This is a genomic window from [Lactobacillus] timonensis, assembly GCF_900240275.1.
GTDB lineage: Bacteria > Bacillota > Bacilli > Lactobacillales > Lactobacillaceae > Limosilactobacillus > Limosilactobacillus timonensis.
Window position 1 is genome coordinate 1,063,481 of record NZ_LT964761.1, and the last position, 15,232, is coordinate 1,078,712.

Annotated in this window: 13 protein-coding genes and 1 pseudogene; 12 read left to right on the forward strand and 2 right to left on the reverse strand. The window is 38.4% G+C overall.

Annotation, left to right across the window (positions count from 1 at the left end; genetic code table 11):
• Positions 1–52: 52 nt before the first annotated feature.
• From C1710_RS05125 to C1710_RS05140, 4 genes are all read left to right on the forward strand, one after another.
• The gene (locus tag C1710_RS05125) at positions 53–976 is read left to right on the forward strand and encodes an IS30 family transposase (RefSeq protein ID WP_102280748.1); all 924 of its coding nucleotides are present in this window, start codon (positions 53–55) and stop codon (positions 974–976) included.
• Positions 977–1,223: 247 nt separating this feature from the next.
• Positions 1,224–3,884 (forward strand): type I restriction endonuclease subunit R, encoded by a 2,661-nt coding sequence (locus C1710_RS05130; protein ID WP_235857971.1) that lies wholly within the window; start codon positions 1,224–1,226, stop codon positions 3,882–3,884.
• Complete coding sequence (locus C1710_RS05135; RefSeq protein WP_102280749.1) at positions 3,884–4,486, forward strand: hypothetical protein; 603 nt, start codon at positions 3,884–3,886, stop codon at positions 4,484–4,486. Before C1710_RS05130 ends, C1710_RS05135 begins: the two co-directional genes overlap by 1 nt.
• 894 nt (positions 4,487–5,380) lie before the next feature.
• Positions 5,381–6,931 carry a mucin-binding protein gene (locus C1710_RS05140; protein ID WP_102280751.1) on the forward strand — a complete coding sequence of 517 codons (1,551 nt, stop codon included), beginning with the start codon at positions 5,381–5,383 and terminating at the stop codon, positions 6,929–6,931.
• Between the two features lie 158 nt (positions 6,932–7,089).
• On the opposite strand, the pseudogene C1710_RS05145 reads toward C1710_RS05140, so the two are convergent.
• Positions 7,090–7,209, reverse strand: a pseudogene (locus C1710_RS05145) (IS30 family transposase); the annotation flags it as partial.
• Positions 7,210–7,345: 136 nt separating this feature from the next.
• On the opposite strand from C1710_RS05145, the gene C1710_RS05150 reads away from it, so the two are divergent.
• The gene (locus C1710_RS05150) at positions 7,346–8,671 is read left to right on the forward strand and encodes an ISL3 family transposase (protein ID WP_102279250.1); all 1,326 of its coding nucleotides are present in this window, start codon (positions 7,346–7,348) and stop codon (positions 8,669–8,671) included.
• 125 nt (positions 8,672–8,796) lie between these two features.
• Here the strand turns inward: C1710_RS05150 and C1710_RS05155 are convergent, their stop codons facing one another.
• Positions 8,797–8,997, reverse strand: a complete 201-nt coding sequence (locus tag C1710_RS05155; RefSeq protein WP_047767872.1) for a cold-shock protein — start codon at positions 8,995–8,997, stop codon at positions 8,797–8,799.
• Positions 8,998–9,252: 255 nt separating this feature from the next.
• On the opposite strand from C1710_RS05155, the gene C1710_RS05160 reads away from it, so the two are divergent.
• The 7 genes from C1710_RS05160 to C1710_RS05190 all read left to right on the forward strand — a co-directional run bounded on the left by C1710_RS05160 (position 9,253) and on the right by C1710_RS05190 (position 15,216).
• The gene (locus tag C1710_RS05160) at positions 9,253–9,666 is read left to right on the forward strand and encodes a HEPN domain-containing protein (protein WP_328587349.1); all 414 of its coding nucleotides are present in this window, start codon (positions 9,253–9,255) and stop codon (positions 9,664–9,666) included.
• A gap of 89 nt (positions 9,667–9,755) precedes the next feature.
• Complete coding sequence (locus C1710_RS05165) at positions 9,756–10,370, forward strand: helix-turn-helix domain-containing protein (RefSeq protein ID WP_102279073.1); 615 nt, start codon at positions 9,756–9,758, stop codon at positions 10,368–10,370.
• A complete protein-coding gene (locus C1710_RS05170) occupies positions 10,367–11,212 on the forward strand; it encodes an IS3 family transposase (RefSeq protein WP_102280753.1) in 846 nt (281 codons plus the stop codon). Before C1710_RS05165 ends, C1710_RS05170 begins: the two co-directional genes overlap by 4 nt.
• A gap of 189 nt (positions 11,213–11,401) precedes the next feature.
• The gene (locus tag C1710_RS05175) at positions 11,402–12,325 is read left to right on the forward strand and encodes an IS30 family transposase (RefSeq protein ID WP_102280755.1); all 924 of its coding nucleotides are present in this window, start codon (positions 11,402–11,404) and stop codon (positions 12,323–12,325) included.
• Between the two features lie 187 nt (positions 12,326–12,512).
• On the forward strand, positions 12,513–14,366 hold the full coding sequence (locus C1710_RS05180) for a heavy metal translocating P-type ATPase (RefSeq protein ID WP_102280757.1): 1,854 nt from the start codon (positions 12,513–12,515) through the stop codon (positions 14,364–14,366).
• Positions 14,367–14,440: 74 nt separating this feature from the next.
• The gene (locus C1710_RS05185; protein ID WP_102280759.1) at positions 14,441–14,674 is read left to right on the forward strand and encodes a heavy-metal-associated domain-containing protein; all 234 of its coding nucleotides are present in this window, start codon (positions 14,441–14,443) and stop codon (positions 14,672–14,674) included.
• Complete coding sequence (locus C1710_RS05190; RefSeq protein WP_102280761.1) at positions 14,671–15,216, forward strand: DNA-binding protein; 546 nt, start codon at positions 14,671–14,673, stop codon at positions 15,214–15,216. The genes C1710_RS05185 and C1710_RS05190 overlap by 4 nt, the downstream gene beginning before the upstream one ends.
• Positions 15,217–15,232 lie beyond the last annotated feature (16 nt).

The following is a 15,232-nucleotide window of genomic DNA, read 5'->3' on the forward strand; positions in this document are numbered from 1 at the left end:
ATCAAGGTCTTTAATGGTGTTACCACACAATCCATTAGAAAGAAGGACCTTGATGAGCACCACTATTTTATCATTCCAGAACCGTGTTGTCATTGAAACGCTTCATAGTGAAGGACGTTCCTTGCGATACATCGCTAACTACTTAGGCTTTAGTAAGACCACCATCTTTAACGAACTTCACCGGCTAAATAGTGAGTACCAGGCTGAACTAGCGCAAACTGACTTTGAACAAAAGGTTAGTCAACGGGGGCGGAAGTCTTCGCTCACTAAAAACCTTAAACACTTGGTCGAGGAAAAGATTCAAGTCCAGAAGTGGTCCCCTGAACAAGTTGCCCATGTGGTTGGGATTGCCTACAAGACGGTCTATAACTGGATTGATCAAGGATGGCTTGATGTGCAGTTATCTGATTTGCCTGATCATGGAATACGTCGCCATCGCGCTAAAGAAAAGCGTGGTACGTTCAGTCACGGCCGCTCCATTGAGGAGCGTTCTCATAAAGTCGAAACTCGCCAGGAATTCGGCCACTTTGAAGCTGATACCGTACTTTATGGCAAACGTAAAGGTCAAGCTGTGGCTACTTTTGTGGAGCGTAAGAGTCGCCTGACAATTGTTAAACGGCTCCATGGCCGCGACAGTCAGTCCATGACTCAAGCCGTACTTGAACTAGCTAGTCAACTTCAAGACAAGCTCAAGACGCTGACCGTGGATCATGGGAAAGAGTTCGCTAACTATCAGACAATTGAGCAGCAAACTGGTACTCCGGTTTATTTTGCCCATGCTTATTCACCACATGAACGCGGTAGTAATGAGAACCGTAACCGAGTTTTGCGACGGTTTATTCCCAAGGGACAAGCCATTGAAGAACTAAGTGATTACCAACTGGTTCAAATCAATTGGTATCTGAATTCACGGCCACTTAAATGTCTTAATTGGCATACACCAATCGAGATCTTCTTGCTTAATCTACGTCACTAAATTCGTTCAAGTTATTTCTTGCAATCTGCCGTTTTTAAAGGATACTCAACCAAAAAAATTAGAAGAATTAACTAAACAATTTAAGGAAGATACTGAAGAGACAATCATTAACACCATTAATAAATTTATCATTAGTAAGAAAGGAAGCCTACTTTCTGCGTTAAAACACGGTGTTGATGTTAACAATCAACATTTAACCTTGCTATATGGGAAACCAGCTACTGACTTTAATCCTGAACTCTCAAAGTTGTATTCAGAAAATATTTTTTCTGTAATGCAAGAGGTATATGCGGATAAAGAGAATAAAGAGCGAATTGATCTCGTAATCTTTATAAATGGATTTGCTGTAATTAGCTTCGAGCTTAAAAGCAATAGCCAAGGACAAAATTACGAGAATGCAATCAAACAATATCGGACATCGCGTAATCCTAAAGATCGTTTATTTCTTTTTAAAGCAGGATGTTTAGTAAACTTTGCTATGGATACTGAAGAAGTTTATATGACTACCAAGTTAGCAAAAGAGAAGACGTTCTTTATGCCTTTCAACATGGGAAAAGGGGAAGGTATAAATTCTGGTGCAGGGAATCCACACTTTCCTGATAAATATAGTGTTTCTTATATGTGGGAGGATATTCTAAGAAAAGAAACTTTAGTTGAATTGATTACCAAATTTATCTTTATTGAGGCTAAGGAAAGTAAAGATCCGCTGACTGGGAAGAGAAGGGTAAAGCAACAATTAATTTTCCCAAGATATCATCAGTTAGATGTGATTCGTAAAACTTTAGCTGATTTGAAGATCAATAAGACATCACAAAATTATTTAATTCAGCACTCTGCTGGATCAGGAAAAACTAACTCTATTGCATGGCTTGCACATAGACTAGCTAGTCTTCATGACGATGATAATCAAATTATTTTTAATAATGTCATCATTATGACGGACAGGGTGGTCGTGGATCGACAGCTACAAAAAGCAATAATGGGTATTGAACATAAAGCTGGCCTTATTCGTGTTATGGATGATAAATGTACGTCTGAGGATCTTAAGCTGGCATTAGAAAGCAACACTAAAATTGTGGTTACTACGATCCAAAAATTTCCATACGTTGTTGATTTGATTAAGGATGATAGTAATTCGTCTGATGTTTCACTTAAAAATAAGAAATTTGCCGTGATTATTGATGAAGCACACTCGTCAACTGCTGGTAAAGATATGATGGCTGTGACTGAAGCTTTATCATCATCGGATAAATTCTATGAACAGGACATTCAAGATCAATTAGTACAAGAAATTGAAAGCTCTGGAAAGCAAAAGAATGTAAGTATGTTTGCTTTTACAGCAACACCTAAGCCAACTACCTTACGCCTCTTTGGACGCTTAGATAAACATGGTAATTATCGAGCATTCCATTTGTATAGTATGAAACAGGCTATTGAAGAAGGATTTATTCTTGATGTTTTAGCTAATTACACGACCTATCAAACATACTATGAACTTAATAAAGAGATTGCTGATGATCCAGAATTAAAGACGGCTGATGCAAAACGACAAATAGCTCAGCAAATAGATTTAGATGATCAGAATATTTCTCAACGAACAAAAATTATTATTGACCATTTCAGAGAACATGTGATGTCAGAATTAGGTAATCAAGCAAAAGCAATGGTTATTATGTCATCTCGTAAGGCAGCGGTTAAGTATCGACAAGCATTTGAAAATTATATTAACGAACATCATTATGATGATATGGGGATGCTTGTTGCCTTTTCTGGCAACGTTAACTCAGATGATGATAACAAGGAATATACTGAGGCTTCAATGAATGGTTTACCAGAAGACCGTACAGCTAAAGAGTTTAATAAACCTGGATATCGTTTCTTACTAGTAGCTAATAAATATCAAGTTGGATTTGACCAACCTAAGTTATCTGCTATGTACGTCATGAAAAAATTACGTGGAGTCAATGCAGTACAAACACTTTCTCGCTTAAATCGTATCTGCCCACCATATGAAAAGACTCCATTTGTATTGGATTTTGTTAATGACTATAAGGATATTGAGGCCGCCTTTGCTCCTTATTACACGACCACTTTATTAGCAGATACGGTTAATCCACAATTGGTTTATAACCTAGTAGAAAAAATTGATGGGTTCTATATAATTGATCCGCAAAATGTGGAGGGTGCAAACAACATTATTCATAAAGCAAAAATTCAAAGTCGAGATAAGAAGAATCTTAATTTCTACTTTGGCGCTACAGAAAAGAAAATAAAAGAATTAGACGAAAATACCCAACGAGAAGTTTTGACTACGTTAAAGCATTTTGTGCGCTGCTATGAGTTTCTTTTGCAAGTATCTAGCCTTAAAGACGAAGAACTGCAGAAACTATATAATTATGTATCTTATTTGATGAAGTACGTAAATATTAGCCGTCCAGGACAGGGTTATGATCTGACTGGAAAAATAAAAGCCAGCAAGTTTACCCAGAAACAGACGGGCCAACATATATCAGGTACGAAACGGTCAAATCCAGTAGTAAAGTTACCAATGGCTGATGATGTTGAACTTAGTGAAGCAAAGAAGGAAAAATTATCCAAAATTATCGAAGAAATTAACCAAACAACTGGGTCTAATTTTGACAAGGATGTAGCTGTTAAATCGATGCTTCAAATTAGGGACCTAATGATGAAGTCAAATAACTTAAGGAGCAGTGCAAAAAATAACAATGAGCATGACTTTGAACTATCATACTTTGATCATATTGACGATATGTTGATTGAGGGTCTTGAACATAATAAAGACTTTTTCACTTTGCTACTCAACAACGATGATATTAAGAAAGAGGTTTTGGGAACTTTTGCAGGGGAAATTTATAAATCATTGCGTGAAAGTGAAGTGAAACAGTAGTGAAGAAAGATGTGCTTTCAATTAAGAATAGGGAAGATTTAGTTGAAGTAATTGCTCCCGACATAAAAGCTATAGATGAAGCAATTAAGTCTAGCGATGAAGAAAAAATGAAAAATATACATTTAAAGATTGATGGCAAGTACTCAACATATATACCAGGATTTGGGAAAAGTATGTATGGGTACAGTAGTGCTGACGGCTTCGCCTATAACTATATGGGAAAGGAATCATATCTTCACAACTTACGTATCATGAAAGGAAGACTAGAAGGGTACCTTTGCGGTTTTCCAACTCCTCAAAATTCAAAGATATCACAGGATATTAGTGTGAGTGTACCTGTTTCAAATTCCAATGACATTAATATAAATCTTTCATTTAAGGATGCTAGGAAGCAAATAGAGGAAATGCCAGGGTTGAATGAGGCCGAGACCGAAGAACTGAAGACAAAAATTAATGAGCTAGAACAAATAAATAATGAGAAAATATCAAAAAAGAAAAAATGGGAAAAGGTAAAACCTATCATTTCTTTTGTATTGGATAAAGGGGCAGATGTTGCAATTACAATTATGGGGTTAATACTTCAAATGAAACTTGGCATTTAATTTTCCGCAAACACCTTAAACTATTTTTTAGAATTTATGTGTTCCCGCAAACCGGTAATAATTTGAGCGTTGATGTTTATCTCAAAAGCATGGCAATATTTGGTATTATGAAAGCGAGTTAACAAACACAATGTTTTTGATTAATCAAAGCTAATTGGTTAACATAGCCGTTAATCCAGAATGTGTAATTGACAACATCAGCTCGTGGCATGTTGAGAGTGTTACGGTCCTGGAACGTACAGATAAATAGCCTGCAAACGCCGGTATGCCGGCATTCTTGATCGATAAAAAGTGTACTAATTCCTCTATTGGTAATTGGAATTAGTACACTTTTTGCTTATTGAGCTAGAGGGTCGAGTGGATAGTGTGCTGGATTTTCGGGTTGTGTAGACCAGTGTCCATTTTGGAGAGTTGAGTTGGTTAAGGTGATGAGAAAAGCTGTAATGGTTAATATGACGGGGATAAGAGCGTGCGTAAAAATGGCTGATTTTGGGGTCTTTAAGTTGAGTTGATTAAGGTAATGTAACAGTGTTGGCTTTCTTTAATTTAGTTATCATTATCGAGCAGAGTAGGACACTCAACTGTAATTTAAGAAAAGATAGTTATAAGGGTAGAAAATTATAAAATGGCCAATCGTCAAATTGAGATTGAAAATAAAGAGATGTTTTTTAGTGGTGGTATTGCATCTCATCTAATAAACGCCGTTTGTAAAATTAAGTTACGCCGTTTGTAAAATTAAGTTAGAAAGATGAAAAAGCCATTTGTGATAGACTTTTGAATATCCCTAATCAAAAAAAAAGGCAATCATAAATGACCTATAAACATCTCGGGTCATAATATTTACATTAGTGCTATAATAAAAGGGAAATTAATTTTTGGAGGGGGAAGGAAACGATGTTTTCAAAAAATAATCATTTGCTAACTGATCGTCAATGTACGCACCAAAAGCCTAAATTTGCTTTACGGAAGCTGAGTATTGGGGTAGCTTCTGTCCTGTTGGGAACTATTTTCTTGATGGGTGAAGCTAATGTCCAGGCGGACACGGTTACTGATGCTAATCAAGAGAACCCAGTTATCGCTACGACGACTGCTGATACTAATCAAGAGAACCCAGTTATCGCTACGACGACTGCTGATACTCAAAATAAAAGTACAAGCAAAAGCAATATTGATCAGGCTAAACAACTGATTAATAATCAGACTACTGTGGTAGAAAATGAGAAGCCTGCTAATCCATTGCCAGACTATAAGCCGATAACGTATGTTAACTATGATGCCGTAAGTATCTATCCTGCGAATGATGCTCAGGGGAACCCATCAGTCTATGTGAAGGATCATATATTTGATAATGTTCATAAGCCAGGCGATCGGGTTTATGACTTCATTAAGGGTGCTAATGGTTGGTCTTCCGGTGTTTATTACTATCACCAAAACAAACAACATACGGCTGGTTACCATGCTTTGACACCGGTGGATGCCAATGATCGTTCCAAGGGTTATCAAGTTCCGGATTTTGAAGCCGACATTTTAGGTGGCGAAAGGATTGCCTTAGATAAAGATGGCCATTTAATTGGTGCCTATCCGGGTGAAAGTCATTATAGTAGTATGGCACCAGGAGCGGCTGTAAATACTTATATAACGCTTCATCCTGATCGGCAACGAGTAGAGATTAACTTTTTGGATCAAACCACTAATAGCTCCTTAGGAAAAGTTGTTTTGTGGGGATACAGTGGGGTCCAAAGTCAATTTAAGGTTGATGATTTATTAGCTAAATTGAAATCTTTAGGATTTGAAGTTACTTCGTCTGATTTTCAAAATGGCTTCCATTACGATAGTACTAACAACGATTACTATAGCAGCTCCGATCCTAATCAGTGGCAAGATAATCAGTTACAGTCCTTTACAATTGTCCTCAGCCATCAACAATCAACTGAGAATGGTCAAAAGACCATTACGAGAACCATCCATTATAAGTACAGTGATGGTAGTCAAGCCCAACCAGATAAGGTACAAACGATTACCTTAACCCGGACGGGTTCTAAGGATGCAGTTACAGGCGAAATTACCTGGGGTGCTTGGTCGACGGGTAGTTTTGATGCTGTTACTAGCCCAACGATTGCTGGCTACACTCCAGACTATGCCCAGATTGATGCTGAAACCGTTGATGGTAATAGTACGGACATCGAACAGACCGTTACTTACATCAAGGACCAAGTTGCTACTCCTGATGATAGTCAGGGAACTAAGGGAAACCAGCATACAAAAACTAATACTACTAGCCAAGAGACCGATAATTTGACTAAGAATAGCCTAACTAGTAATAAACAGCAGGCTAATCGATTGCCTAAGACAGGTAACCAAAGTGAAACTGGTGCTGTGGCATTAGGTTTAGCAACGATGCTGGGTATGTTAGGCTTAGCCGGGTTAAAGCGTAAGCATCAATAGGCTGAATAACTAGAAAGCGACACTCAGCTAAAATGGCTGAGTACATCTTTTCTACTCAAAGTCAAGTTATATCAGTGCTTAATTACTGTTTTGGCCTGACTTTTTGAGTTTATTATTACCAATAACAGTTTTGGACACTGATTTTGTGTGGCGAATTGTCAAACTAAGTGCAACGGTTTATCAAAAAATACTTCATATGGGGTTTCATAATTTAACACTTTGCGCGGACGTTGATTTAACTGCTTTTGGTAGTGTTCAACGTCCTGTTCTGTATAATTATGGTTCTACACTATTCGGTACTGATGGAATTTTCCATCGGTACCGTTTTTCGTTTATGATGACAATAAAAAAAACGGACAATCACCCCAAAGCCTAAATCGTGGTGATTGTCCTCCAGAAAGGAAATTAATCCTCATGACTAATGATATCAACTTTTTAACCGGAATCCAAGACCCAGGGCTTCAGCTGGATAAAGAAGGGGCTGAGACTATTGATGACCAAACCAAAATCATTCATTTGGTCAAGACTGGTGAATGTCGTTGTCCTGTTTGTGGACGCCCGATGTTGAAGAATGGTTTTCGTCATCGCCCAGTAGTCATTACCGCCCTGTCGGTCGCTGGTGTAAAGACCATTCTCATGATTAAAAAACAGCAGTATATCTGTAAGCCGTCCACTAAATGTCCGCAAACCGTGACGAAAATCGCCACGATTAAAGGCATTAGCCGCGGCTGTCGGATTGCTAATAACGTGAAGCAATTCATTATCAAAGACCTTCACCGTAATATTTCACAGAAAGAGTTAGCCCATAACTATTACGTGTCTGCTAGTACCGTTGCCAGAACCATCGATACGCTAGAAAACACCTTTGTTCCTGAGAAAGATTGGCTGCCGGCAACGATTGCTTTTGATGACTTCAAGTCAGGCCAATTCGCTGATAGTGGGATGAGCATGCTCTTAATGAATCCGACTAATCATCGCACCATCGATATTATTAAATCCCGGAACTCGCGTTATTTAAAGCAATACTTTTATCGTCACTTTACCCGGCGGGCCCGATGTGCTGTCCGTTTGATTGTCGTCGACCTTTATCAACCTTACCGGAGCTTAATCAAGGAACTCTTTCCTCATGCCCGAATTATTGCCGATCATTTTCATATCGTTGCCCAGGCGTATCGGGCACTTCAAGCGGTGCGGATTAAAGTAATGAATCGTTATGGTCATGGCACCCACGAGTATCGCGTTTTAAAGCGTTTCTGGAAGTTACTTTTACAAAAAATCGCTCATTTAGATAATATTCACCACTATCCACGGCGCAACTTTCGTGGCGCCTGGTTGTCTGATAGTGAGGTCATTGATCGGCTTTTGTCCATGTCACCCGAATTGCAAATAGCTTATGACTACTACCAAACTTTGATAGAGGCAGTGGATCAAGGTCAAGCAGCAGAGTTAACGGCACTCTTACAACGCAAACTCACTAATCTGCCTAAACAATTACAAAAAGTCCAGCGGACTTTACGGCAACACCAGGAAGAAATCATCAGGAGCTTTCAATACCAGTTAACTAATGGTCCCATTGAGGGTACTAATAACAAAATCAAAGTAATCAAACGGACGGCTTATGGTTTTCGCAACTTTTTCCGGTTCCGGATTCGCATACTAATAGCATTAAAAAATTCGCACATCATGGTTCAGGCACCCATAATCACAAGAAAAACCAGCCCAAGCAAACTAGTTGCTTGAACTGGTCAAAATTAGCTATCAGTACCGATTGACAAAGAGCCAAATTTTTCTATCAGTACTTTTTGACGAAGAGCCATAAAAAAGAACTGCTCCATCAAAAGCAGTTCTTCATAATATTAGACAAATTATTGTGGAACAACATTAGTCGCTTGAGGTCCTCGATCGGCTTGTTCAACATCGTAACTAACTTTTTGCCCTTCCTCAAGACTCTTAAAACCGTTAGTTTTAATTGATGAAAAGTGTACGAATACATCTTTACCATCTGAACCAGAGATAAACCCATAGCCCTTATCAGCATTAAACCATTTTACAGTACCATTTTGCATATATATATCCTCCTAGGAATCAAACCAAAGTAACCAAATTGAATTAACATCTAAGAAAATAATAGATAGCAAAAATGAATGATACTTATAACTTCCTGATGTGTTAATCTGGATAATTTTAACACTTTAATTCGCTGTATGCAACCCTAAATAATTCAAGCGCACAGTTTTTCATATGACTATAATGATGTCCAATCGAAGTTGCTCAGTGTGATAAATAATTGGGTAAGTTCCTCAAAAGAGTTACAGTTACTGGTGGATGACTATTTGTTAACGGTTAACTACAGGTCGGTAATTGAAAATGATCTTGTCAATTATACACAAGGCATTGAATCGTATTTTAGAAATGAACGTCTTACTTTGAGGGATAAAATAAACAAATTTATTGAGGAATTGCCTGAATCTTATAGAGAACTATTATCTGAACACGTTGGAAATACAGATGATTGGATTGGAAAGCTTGTAAGCACAAGGGTATTCCTAACACACGGAGATAGAGAAAATATGGCGGTATCTAATCCTTATAAGTTAGTGCAGATGACAAAAATATTCGGCTTTATGGTTAGAATCTTTATTTTACAAAAATTAGGGATAACCATTCGTACAATACCCCTTAGGGTTGACACTTTAAATAATAAAAGTGTCATCTCTAGGGGGTGTTTTGAATAGGAACATATTCAACGACGGAAAAATTAAGGTTACTCAGTAATTACCAAGATTCAGACTACTCACTCGGGGTATACGCGGATTATCACCAGGTGCGGACCTCTAGCCTTAACAGATGGATTAAACAATTTTTAACGGCTGGTTTGGCTGGATTGATTCGCCCTGAACACAATCACAGGTACACACTTCAAACCAAGCGATTAGCCGTTAAAGCTTACCTTTCAGGTACCCTGTCAGGCCAAGCAATTCTCAATAGATATCAAATTCGTAGTCTTTCCCAACTACATCAATGGATTGTCCGGTACAATAGTGGACAATTAAGTGTTGCTTACGCAACAAGAAAGCGAGCTAGGAAAGTGGGCCGAAAAGTTACTTTTGAGGAGAAACGGCAAATTACTCAATGGACAATTGATCACGAGTATAACTATCAAGCCGCGGCAGAAAAATTTAATGTCAGCTATCAACGGGTCTATTCATGGGTACGAAAGTACCAAAGAACTCACGATTGGGAATCCCTTCAGGATAACCGGGGTCGCCATAAAGGCAAAACACCAACCAATGAAGTGGAAAGATTACGACAAGAAGTAAGGCAGCTGAAAGCTAAAGCGAAGGAACGGGAGGTACAGATTGCCTTCGCAAAAAAATTGGTCGAAATACACAATCGGGAGGTGGAACGGCCGGACGATATCAAGCGATTCAGGAAATGAGCCAAAGTGGGTATAAGGTATCTGATCTAGTTAAAGCAGCCGGGGTAAGTCGGCAGGCTTACTACAAGTGGCTTACCCATGAACCGACGGTTCATGATATTCAAGATCAAGAAATTCTAAAGCTCGTTAAACAGTTAGAAGCACAACATAAACACTGCGTTGGTTATGACAAGATGACCCGTTTAATAAAGCGGGAAAGATTATCATACACAGTTAACAAGAAGCGCGTCATGCGCATTATGAAGGAACACAGTATTAAAGCGGACTATCGTCAGCCTAAGAGAAAACGTGTGCAGGAGCAGGAAAATTATGAAGCACAGAATACCCTGAACCGCCAGTTTGAACAAGCTGCCGCAAATCAGGTGTGGGTGACGGACACGACGGAAATTGCCTACAACATTCGTAAGTACAAAGTCCGTCTACACGTTGTCCTGGATCTATACGGTCAATACCCACTTAGCTGGATCATTACGCCTACAGAAACGAGTACTGGGGCTATTAAAGTATTTCAAATGGCCAAGCAGAAAGCCGGAGGTCTGGCACCGCTAATCCACACTGATCGCGGAGCAGCATATACTTCCAAAGCATTCAACCACTACTTGGCTAGTAATAACAGCCAACATAGTTACTCAGCCCCAGGAACACCAGCTGATAATGCGGTGATGGAGCACTGGTGGGCTGATTTTAAATCTATCTGGTTAGCACACTCACCACAACCACAAACGTTTGAAGACTTAGAACAGCTGGTGACAGAAGGTATCGATTACTTTACGCATTCCTTTATTTCAGGCAAAAGAAATGACCTTACCGCAGCAGAATATCGATTCGGCAAGGCCAACTAGTTTTTATTATTTAATGTGTCAACTTGACAGGGTACAGTACCATTGATAAACCAAAGATACTTAATAAATTTAAGAATGTTTTAACTACGGCAGATTGTAAAATTTAAGTTGAACATTTAAGTGGACAGAAAAACCCATCAAGGTCTTTAATGGTGTTACCACAACATTCCATTAGAAAGAAGGGCCTTAATGGGCACCACTATTTTATCATTCCAGAACCGCGTTGTCATTGAAACGCTTCATAATGAAGGACGTTCCTTACGATACATCGCTAATTACTTAGGCTTTAGTAAGACTACCATCTTTAACGAACTTCACCGGCTAAATAGTGGGTATCAAGCTGAACTAGCGCAAACTGACTTTGAACGAAAGGTTAGTCAACGGGGGCGAAAGTCTTCGCTTACTAAAAGCCTTAAACACTTGATCGAGGAAAAGATTCAAGTCCAGAAGTGGTCCCCTGAACAAGTTGCCCATGTAGTTGGGATTGCCTACAAGACGGTCTATAACTGGATTGATCAAGGATGGCTTGATGTACAGTTACCCGATTTGCCTGATCATGGAATTCGTCGTCATCGTGCTAAAGAAAAGCGTGGTACGTTCAGTCACGGCCGCTCCATTGAGGAGCGTTCTCATAAAGTCGAAACTCGCCAGGAATTCGGCCACTTTGAAGCTGATACCGTACTTTCTGGCAAGCGTAAAGGTCAAGCTGTGGCTACTTTTGTGGAGCGTAAGAGTCGCCTGACAATTGTTAAACGGCTCCATGGTCGCGACAGTCAGTCCATGACTCAAGCCGTACTTGAACTAGCTAGTCAACTTCAAGACAAGCTCAAGACGCTTACCGTAGATCATGGGAAAGAGTTCGCTAACTACCAGGCAATTGAACGGCAAACTGGTACTCCGGTTTATTTTGCCCATGCTTATTCACCACATGAACGCGGTAGTAATGAGAACCGTAACCGAGTTTTGCGACGGTTTATTCCCAAGGGACAAGCCATTGAAGAACTAAGTGATTACCAACTGGTTCAAATCAATTGGTATCTGAATTCACGGCCACTTAAATGTCTTAATTGGCATACACCAATCGAGATCTTCTTGCTTAATCTACGTCACTAAATTCGTTCAAGTTATTTCTTGCAATCTGCCATATTCTTTCTTTTATTAAACGAAATTTACACGATAAAATTGTGATTTTTTGCTTAAAAGATGAATATAAAAAGACACTAGTATTTTGATAACAGTCAAGTCACCTAAATTGTTTTTTACCTATGATATGTAGTGTCAAGAAAGGGAGAGGTGAAAAATGATTAAGTTACAACAATTTTTTATGAGGTACAAAAAGCAGCTTTTGCTTGTTATTACTATTCTGCTGTTGCTTGCTGAAGGATCTAAATGGCTATTGCACGTGAATTTGCCATACCAGGCCTTAATGCTTATCGTGGGGATTGTCGGAGTGCTTCCAATTGCTTTGACGGCTATTTCATCTTTAAAGGTTAAATTAATTTCTATTGATGTTTTAGTATCGCTGGCGGTGATCGGTGCCTTCATTATTGGTGAATTTAATGAAGCAGCCATTGTTACTTGGCTATTCATGTTAGGAGATGTGTTGGAAGAATTAACTTTAAGAAAAACTCGGTCAGCCGTCGCTGATTTGACTCAAATGGCACCACAAACTGCGTTAGTTATTCAAGATGATGGCTCAACTGAGAAAGAAGACATCGATTTCATTGATCCTGGTGAAAAGATTTTAGTTAAAACTGGTGATCAGGTTCCAGTCGATGGCAAGGTTATTTCAGGTTCTGGTTATCTTAATGAAGCCAGTGTTAACGGTGAATCTAAATTAGTTAATAAAAAAGCCGGTAATGAAGTATATGCAGGAACTATCCTTGAAAACGGTACATTGACTGTCGAAACTACCGCAGTCGGTGAAGATACGACTTTCGGTAAAATTATCGAAATGGTTGAAGAAGCACAAGATACAAAGTCACATACAGAAAAGTTAATTAACCGGTTTTCCAAATATTACACTCCCGCCGTACTTATAATTGCAATTGTTGTAGGTTTAATTACTAAAGACCTTAGGCTGGCTATTACAGTTATGGTGCTGGGTTGCCCAGGTGCTTTAGTTATTGGTGTGCCAGTATCTACAGTTGCTGGTATCGGTAATGGTGCTAAAAATGGCATTATGTTTAAAGGGTCGCAAGTGATGGACCAAACTCATCGGATTGATGAAATTGCTTTTGATAAAACCGGCACTTTGACTGTTGGACATCCAGAAGTTAGTGCAATTGAGGTATTAAATGGGCCCAAAGATGAAATTATTAAATTAGCTGCTCAAATTGAGCGTCAAAGTAACCACCCCTTAGCTCAGGCAATTGCAAAATTAAATAAACAAAAGCCAGCTTCAATTAAAGTGGAAACTGTTAAGGGTAAGGGAATCATCGCCACTTTAAATAATCAAAAATATTATTTAGGTAACCAAGACTTAATCATCGAAAATACCCGTACCAATGCAAAATTGGATAAGACAATTAATCATTTAAGTCAATTAGGTAATTCAATTGTCGCTTTTGCTAATGAAGACCAAAGTCAATTAGCTGTTTTTGGCATTAAAGATCAATTGCGCCCAGAAGCTAATGATGCTTTAACCCACTTAAAAGAATTAGGGGTTAAGAAGCTAGTGATGCTTTCTGGAGACAATCAAGAAACTGCTGAACGAATTGCGGCGAAGTTGCCAATCGATGAAGTTCATGGTCAAATGTTGCCACAAGACAAGGCTACTTTTGTTAAAAAAGAAAGAGCTAAGGGACACCATATTGCTTTTATTGGTGATGGGATCAATGATAGTCCGGCCTTAGCTAATGCTAATGTTGCAATTGCCGTTGGTAGTGGAACGGATGTTGCCATTGAAGTTTCAGACATAGTTTTAGTTAAAAATGACTTGCGGAAGATCGCTTATGCTCTTGGCTTATCCAAGAAGACAATTTTAAACATGAATGAAAATATCGTGATGGCTTTACTGACAGTCTTACTGTTGTTCATCGGTTTGTTTGCGGGTTATGTTGAAATGGCAAGTGGGATGTTTATTCATGAATTTAGTATCTTAATTGTTATCTTGAACGGGATGAGATTAATCAAATTTCAACAAAAAAATTGACGATCATCAAGTTTATAATCAACAAAACAAAGTAGCATTAGATATGTAAATTAATAAGGAAGGGGAATTTAATCATGGAAAAAGTAATGATGAAATTATCTGGCATGACCTGTCCTTCATGCTTAAGTAAAATTGAAAAAGCGGTTGATAATTTGGATGGTACTGACCAAATCAAAGTTTTATTCAATGCAGGAAAATTAAAATTCATGTTGGACCCTGATAAGACTGAAACTATTGATGTCAAGACGGCTATTGAAAAAATGGGTTATGAAGTACAAGGAATTAAGGAAAAGGAGCTCAATCAATGAATGCAGAAGAAAAATATCAGGCGGAATTGAAGCAAAGTAATCTTGATCACCACCAGCCAACTGCAGCTGCCATGACTGGTCATATTATTTCTAACTTGTTAATCCATTCTTTAAAGATTAACCAAGCTAACTTATTTGCTAAAGGATCTGCTAGTCTTTTTTTAGCCGAAAAAGCTACTGGTTGGATTGCTTATGAACGTCAGGAATTTGATCAATTGAATCGCTTATTGGTTAATAATGGTGAAAGTATTCCAACAATTACAGCTCAATTTAAGGAATATACTATGCTAGAAGAAGATGGCAGTAGTAAATATTTAGCAGGTGATAAGCAATTATTTGCCTTGGTAAAAGATTTTGATACGCAAACGCTCTTCATTACTAAGGCAATTGCTTTAGCTAACAATGAAAGTTGGCCAGAATTATCTGCTAATTTAACTAATTTAATGGCTTGGATTAAGGAGCAAATTCGGGTAACTCAAGACTTCCTAGTTCATGAACTAAAGGAAGGATTGTATGTCGAAGACGACGATGATGACTTTTAATTAAAGGACGATGAGT